General features: G+C 27.7%; 3 protein-coding genes. 2 read left to right on the forward strand and 1 reads right to left on the reverse strand.

Features of this window, described 5'->3' with window-relative positions:
• Window positions 1-186: 186 nt before the first annotated feature.
• Complete coding sequence (locus B2W91_RS09985) at window positions 187-3,114, forward strand: insulinase family protein (protein ID WP_291580448.1); 2,928 nt, start codon at window positions 187-189, stop codon at window positions 3,112-3,114.
• A 220-nt stretch (window positions 3,115-3,334) separates the two neighbouring features.
• Window positions 3,335-4,282 (forward strand): phosphoglycerate dehydrogenase, encoded by a 948-nt coding sequence (locus B2W91_RS09990; protein ID WP_291580451.1) that lies wholly within the window; start codon window positions 3,335-3,337, stop codon window positions 4,280-4,282.
• 136 nt (window positions 4,283-4,418) lie between these two features.
• Here the strand turns inward: B2W91_RS09990 and B2W91_RS09995 are convergent, their stop codons facing one another.
• The gene (locus B2W91_RS09995) at window positions 4,419-5,132 is read right to left on the reverse strand and encodes a YukJ family protein (protein WP_291580449.1); all 714 of its coding nucleotides are present in this window, start codon (window positions 5,130-5,132) and stop codon (window positions 4,419-4,421) included.
• Between the last annotated feature and the right edge of the window lie 183 nt (window positions 5,133-5,315).

Here is a 5,315-nt window from a genome sequence, read left to right on the forward strand (position 1 = left end):
TAAATTTTAATGACTTCTTTATAATAAAGAAGTCATTAAAATTTAAGGATATAAAAATTATTTATGTAAGTTATAATATAAGTATTTAAATGAATATTAAACTTTAAGTAAGTAAAATATATTTAAAGGGATAAGTGTTTCCTTTATGTATGTTTGATATAATGGAATAAAGTTAGGAGTGATTTCATGGGATATGAAGTAAATAAAATTTATAATGGATTTAGACTTATAGAAGAAAAAAATATAAAAGAAATAAATTCAATATCAAGAATTTTCGAACATGAAAAGACTAAAGCAAGGTTACTACATCTAGAAAATGATGATAACAATAAAGTTTTTTCAATAGGATTTAAAACCCCACCAGAAGACAGTACAGGGATAGCACATATATTAGAGCATAGTGTACTTTGTGGTTCAAGAAAATTTCCAACAAAAGAACCTTTTGTTGAACTTATAAAAGGGTCTTTAAACACATTTTTAAATGCTATGACTTTTTCGGATAAGACTATATATCCTCTTGCTAGTAAGAATGAAAAAGACTTCTTAAATTTAATGGACGTATATTTAGATGCTGTATTTTATCCTAACATATATAATGAGCCAGAAATATTAATGCAAGAAGGCTGGCATTATGAGCTTGAAAATAAAGAAGACGATTTAACCTATAAAGGTGTTGTATACAATGAAATGAAAGGTGCATTTTCTTCACCAGAAGGAGTGCTAATGAGAAAAATTCAGGAAGGCCTATTCCCTGATACAACCTACGGAGTAGAATCAGGTGGAGATCCTGAGCATATTCCAGATTTAACTTATGAAGAATTTTTAGCATTCCACAGTAAATATTATCATCCATCTAACAGCTATATTTTCTTGTATGGAGATATGCATTTAGACAATTGCCTAAAGTTTATAAATGAAGAATATCTAAGTAATTTTGAACATAAAAATATAGATTCAAATATAGAACTTCAATCTCCACCTAAAGAAAAATTGGAAATTGTAGAAGAATATCCTATAGCTATAGACGATAATGAAAAAGATAAAACTTTCATGGCTTTAAATTTTGTAACAGGAAGAGCCTATGAACCTGAAGTACATTTAGCTCTAGATACTCTAGAATACTTATTATTAGAAACTCAAGGTGCTCCACTTAAAAAAGCATTATTAGATGCTAATATAGGTAAAGATGTATATGGAAGTTTAGATGCAAGTATACTGCAGCCTATATTTAGTATAGTAGTTAAAAATTCAGATGAAAGTAAAAAAGAAGAATTTGAAAGAATTGTTTATGATACTTTAAAGGAACTTGTAGATAACGGAATAGATAAGAAGCTTATAGAGGCTTGTATTAACATAACAGAATTTAGATTAAGAGAAGCGGATCTTCAAGGATTCCCTAAAGGACTGTTTTATCATATATCTCTTATGGATAGTTGGTTATATGGAAAGAGCCCTACAATCCATTTAGAATATGATGAAATGATTGATAAAATGAAAACTGCATTAACTACAAATTATTTTGAGGAGCTTATTAGCAAATATTTATTAAATAATAATCACTCATCATTGTTAATATTAAAACCTAAAAAAGGATTAGCAGAAGAAATAGATAAGAAAACTTGCGAAAAGCTAAAAGCTTATAAAGAAACTTTAAGTGATGAGGAAATTGGAAATATAATAAAACAAACTAATTCTTTAATGGAACGTCAAAATACGCCTGATTCACCAGAAGTATTAGAAACAATTCCTATGCTCTCATTAACAGACATAGAAAAAACTGTTGATGATTTAGAAGTAGTAGATAAAGAGATCGATGGAGTTAAAGTTTTATGGCATGACACTTTTAGTAGCAAAATAGCATATATAAATATTCATTTCGATGCTATGTGCCTAGAAGAGCAGTATATACCTTATGCAAGTTTACTTTCTTCGTTATTAGGAAAACTTGATACAGATAAAAAATCCTATGTTGATTTATCTAATGAAATGTTAATTAATACAGGTGGAATTTATTTTAAGAGCGAAATATTTGCAGATGATTTAGATACTAACAAGTATTATCCATATATTGTGGGTTATTCTAAAGGGATTGTGGATAAAATTCCTCATCAATTAGAGCTATTATCAGAGATATTTAACTATACCAATTTTAAAAATAAAAGACGTATAAGAGAAATTGTTCAGCAATTAAAATCTAGAATAGAAATGAAAATGATTGATAGAGGGCATCAAGTAGCTGCTTCAAGACTAAACTCATATTATACACCAGCCGCTAAGTATATGGAATATATCTCTGGTTATGAATATTATAAGTTTATAAAGGATATAGAAGAAAACTTTGATAGTAAAATAGATGAAGTTATAGAAAAGCTGGAACATGTTAAAAAAGTTATATTTAATAAGAGTAATCTAATGGTAGCTATTACAGGTGAGAAAGAAGAATTTAATATCCTAGGAGAAAATATAGATATATTAGTTAAAGATTTAAAAGATGAAAAATATGAAAAGCAGCATTATAAGTTTGAAGAAGAACAAAAAAACGAAGGATTATTAACTTCTTCAAATGTTCAATACGTAGCTAAAGGATATAACTTAAAGAAATTAGGTTATAAATACAGTGGAAAATTATTAGTGTTAAAGACAATAATGAGTCTTGACTACTTATGGAATAAAGTAAGAGTTCAAGGCGGAGCTTATGGTGGCTTTGCAAATTTAGTTAGAAGCGGAAATTTAGTATTTGTATCCTATAGAGATCCTAATTTAGCTGAAACTTTAAAAGCTTATGATAATGTTGTAAATTATATTAAAAACTTTTCTACCTCTGAGAGAGAAATGACTAAATATATTATAGGTACAATTAGTGAATTAGATTCACCTCTAACACCTTCAATGAAAGGGGAGAGAGCTGTAGCCTTTTACTTAAGACATATTACTAAAGAAGATAGAATAAAAGAAAGAGAAGAAGTTTTAAGCACAACAGAAAAAGATATAAAAGATTATGCAAAAATGATGGAAGATATAATGGATAAGAATTTTTATGCTGTATTAGGAAATGATAATAAAATTAAAGCAAATAGCAGCCTATTTAATAACTTAGAGAATGTATTTAAATAAGGCATATTCAAAACAATAACTAACCAGTATGATAGTCTATTTTACATCCATCTTTGACTAATTATTTTCTTTCATATGCCAAATTGATAACTGCCTTATGGATTTCTATAAGGCAGTTTATTTTAAAGGCTAATTGTTAAGTAATAATTTTATAAAGTTTTTTATTAGTTTAAAGCTATGATTAATTGACTTGTACTTAGTAATATAAAAGTTTGGAGGTATATTTATGAAAGCATTATTTACTTATAATTATGGCAAAGAAAAGATTAAGGCAATAGAAGACTTAGGTTATGAAGTCATAATTAAAGATGAAAAAACTATAACCTACAGTGAAGAATTAGATGATGTAGAAATATTAGTTTGCTATAATCCCTTTGAAACCTTAGATATAATGAAAATGAAAAGCTTAAAATTAATATTATTATCTAGCATAGGAATAGATCAAGTGCCTAAAGATATCATAAAAGAGAAAAATATAATACTTTGTAATAATAAAGGTGGATATAGCATTCCTATAGGAGAATGGATTGTACTAAAAATATTAGAAATGCTTAAAAAAAGTAAAGCTTCTTATGAAAACCAAAGACTTCACAAATGGAAGATGGATACCTCCCTACTAGAGCTTTATGGAAAGACAGTTACCTTTATAGGTACGGGAAGTCTTGCAAAGGAAGGGGCTAAAAGACTTCAAGGTTTTGAAGCTAATATATTGGGAATTAATACCTCAGGTCATGAAGAAGAGTACTTTCATAAATGCTATTCTATAAATGAATTAGATAAAGTACTTCATACTAGTGATGTTGTAGTCATAACTATACCTTATACAGAAAAAACTCATCATTTAATAGATAAAGATACTATAAATAAAATGAAAGATGGAGTATTTTTAGTGAATGTAGCAAGGGGAAGTATAATAGATGAAAATTCACTTATTGAAGCTTTGAAAGCAGGTAAAATTTCCTTTGCAGCACTAGATGTTTTTGAGGAAGAACCATTAAATGAAAATAGTATCCTTTGGGAATTAGAAAATGTAATAATAAATTCCCATAATTCATGGATTTCGGAAATGAGAAATGAACGAAGATTTACTACTGTATATAAAAATTTAAGTCATTATAAAAATAATGAAAATTTATTTAATGTTGTAGATTTAAATAAAGGATATTAATTTAGATCATATGAATTAAGGTATATTTAAGTGGACATATAATATAGAAAAGTAATTTGATTTGAGAGAATATTACTTATAAAAGGTAATATTCTCTCCTTTTATAACATCTTAAATATTTAAAGCTATAACTTCTTTAATCTTTAGCCATTCCAGTATTATTATCTGTATCCCATGATTGAGATTGAAAAGCAAGAAATATTGCTGTCCATGTATTTTGAGATGGATAATGTATTAAAAGCCCACCGTCTTGATAAACCCCATTTTCATATTGATGCTCTCCTTTATTACCTTGATTCATATGGATATTATGCATACCACAATTAGGCACTAATTTAAATGAGCCGATATCTCTGTTTGATTTATATGTTCCAGGTGACCATTTTGCTCCAAAAGCATATAGGTCAGCATTTTTATTCCTTGCATCGCTTATTATCTGAACAAATTTATCTGTGATATCATTATCATAGCCGTCTGCATCATAAGGTAAAGTAATCATATCTTCTTTAGTAAAGCCAAGATTTCCTCGGACATAATCTAAAGTGTATTCAAAACTATAAGAAAATCCATATGGTATATCAATTATCTTTGAGATAATAGGATGAATAAAATCTTTATTTAAATAAAATCTTAATTTACTAGGTTCCTCAGCAGATTTAACATTTATAGATAATTTATAATGATCATTATTTGCTTGAACGTGGATTTGAAAATGAGGACTTTTTTCATTCTCTCTATCTTCCACATAATCTATGATCTTGCACTTAAGCATTCCATAGCTATTCAAACCTATAGGGCTACATTGATAATTTTTATATTTATTACGATTATTTTTAGTTTTTCTAGACATAATATCAATCCTTTCAGATTTAATTTCACAATAGTATCCTTAACTAAAAAAGTGATTTTAAGTTAAGGCATCTTCAAAAAATAATAGACCAGTATGTTAGCCTATTTTTCATCATACTGCGTTGTCAGAACCCACTCATAGCATACCACTATGAGCGGAACCTGACGCCTTGTCTGATATAAA

This window comes from Clostridium sp. UBA6640 (assembly GCF_002455975.1).
In the GTDB taxonomy this organism is placed as follows: Bacteria; Bacillota; Clostridia; order Clostridiales; family Clostridiaceae; genus Clostridium_J.

What these genes read in the sequence shown, in the direction of transcription:
- B2W91_RS09985 (WP_291580448.1), top strand. Translation starts at nt 187, where the DNA reads ATGGGATATGAAGTAAATAAAATTTATAATGGATTTAGACTTATAGAA.
- B2W91_RS09995 (WP_291580449.1), bottom strand. Translation starts at nt 5,132, where the DNA reads ATGTCTAGAAAAACTAAAAATAATCGTAATAAATATAAAAATTATCAA.